Source organism: Streptomyces coryli, from assembly GCF_011044975.1.
GTDB lineage: Bacteria > Actinomycetota > Actinomycetes > Streptomycetales > Streptomycetaceae > Streptomyces > Streptomyces coryli.
Window position 1 is genome coordinate 1 of sequence record NZ_JAAKZV010000513.1, and the last position, 1573, is coordinate 1573.

Here is a 1573-nt window from a genome sequence, read left to right on the forward strand (position 1 = left end):
CCCGGGCGCGCCGGCGCTTGGGGCGCGGGCTGGGGCGCCTGGGCCGCGGGCTGCTGCGCCGGCGCGCCCGGGGGCGCGAAGGCGGGCGGGGCCGCGGTCTCGGCCGGCGGGGCGAAGCCCGGGGCCGCGCCGGAGTCCTGCGCCTGGCCGCCGCCCTGCTCCTCCAGGACCTCGCCGCCGAAGTGCTTCAGCAGCGCGTCGAGGCCGCCGTCGAAGCCCTGGCCGATGGCCGCGAAGCGCCACACGTCCTTGAAGTAGAAGTCGCCGAGCATCACGGCGCGTTCGGTCGTGAACTCGGAGCCGTCGAAGGCGTAGCGCACGACCTCCTCGCCCCCGGCCACGATGCGGATCCAGCCCGGGCCGACCTGCGACATCTGGCCGTTGCCGTCGATGGTCGCGGTGAAGGAGAGGCGGCGGATCTGCTGCGGGATGCGGTCGAGCGTCACGCGGAAGGACTCGGTGTCGCCGGACTGGGCGCCCAGCAGCTGGATGGACTCCTCCGGCGACTTCGGCTGGTTGAAGAAGATGAAGTAGCTGTCGTCGGAGAGACGCTCATCTCCATCGAGGCCGAAGCAGCTGATGTCGAAGGTGAGTCCGGGCGCGGTTATGTTCACGCCGACGTACAGGTCGGTGCCCGCCGTCAGGTCACTGATTTTGGCCTTGTGGCCACGCTGGAATTGCCTGGACATGCGAAACGACCATCCCCCTGCAGATGTTGACATAACGACCGTGCCGGCCGGTGGCTCACCCTAGTCGCTCGATTCGCCGCCCGGGAGGGCGGGTTCTTGTTCCCGGTCCTCATCGCGGGCCGGCGGCACGTAGGGCAGCGATTCGCCGGCGACCACGCCCTCGAGATAACCGCGGGCGCGCTCGGTCCGCGGATACGCCTCCATCAGGCGCCAGAAGGCGGGGCCGTGGCCGGGCTCCAGCAGATGCGCGAGCTCGTGCACGAGCACGTAGTCGATCACGTACTCCGGCATCCCCTGGAGGCGGTGCGACAGCCGGATGCTGCCTTCGGACGGGGTGCACGAGCCCCAGCGGGTGTTCTGGTTCGTGACCCAGCGGACGCTCGCGGGGCGGGCGCGGCCGCCGAGGTACTGCTCGGAGAGCCGCGCGGCGCGGGCGGCGAGCTCGGCGTCGCCGGGCCGGCGCCGCTTCTCCTGCGCCTTGAGCTTGTCGAGCATGACCGCGACCCAGCGCTCTTCCTCCGCCTCGCTCATCCGGGCGGGGATCAGGACGACGGTGCGATCGCCCTCGCGATAAGCGGATACGGTCCTGCGCCTGCGCGCACTGCGGCGGACCTCGACCGCGCTCGTGGGTCGGGGCGTGCGTCCGGCGGCGTGCTCTTGGTCGGCAGGCACGCCTCGACGTTACCTGTTGAGACGGACATAAGTCCCGGGCCGTGGCCAGATCCGGGCGTCGTGGCCACACGGCCCGACCGGCTTGTCGTACTAATTCCCCCAGCCTGTGGATAACTTTCGGCCCTGCGATGGCCGATCGGGCAAGGTGAGGGCGTGATCGCGGATGGGGGGCGGTCGTGGTGGTGGGCGTGGCTTCGGCCAGGGGTGATGGG

The 1573-nt window shown here is 71.1% G+C and carries 2 protein-coding genes; both read right to left on the reverse strand.

Translation table 11 applies throughout. The features are described from left to right. A partial coding sequence (locus tag G5C51_RS41830; protein ID WP_165246141.1) for a TerD family protein occupies positions 1-689 on the reverse strand: 689 nt, incomplete at its 3' end. A gap of 60 nt (positions 690-749) precedes the next feature. Beyond that, positions 750-1361, reverse strand: a complete 612-nt coding sequence (locus tag G5C51_RS41835; protein WP_165246143.1) for a SprT-like domain-containing protein — start codon at positions 1359-1361, stop codon at positions 750-752. Positions 1362-1573 lie beyond the last annotated feature (212 nt).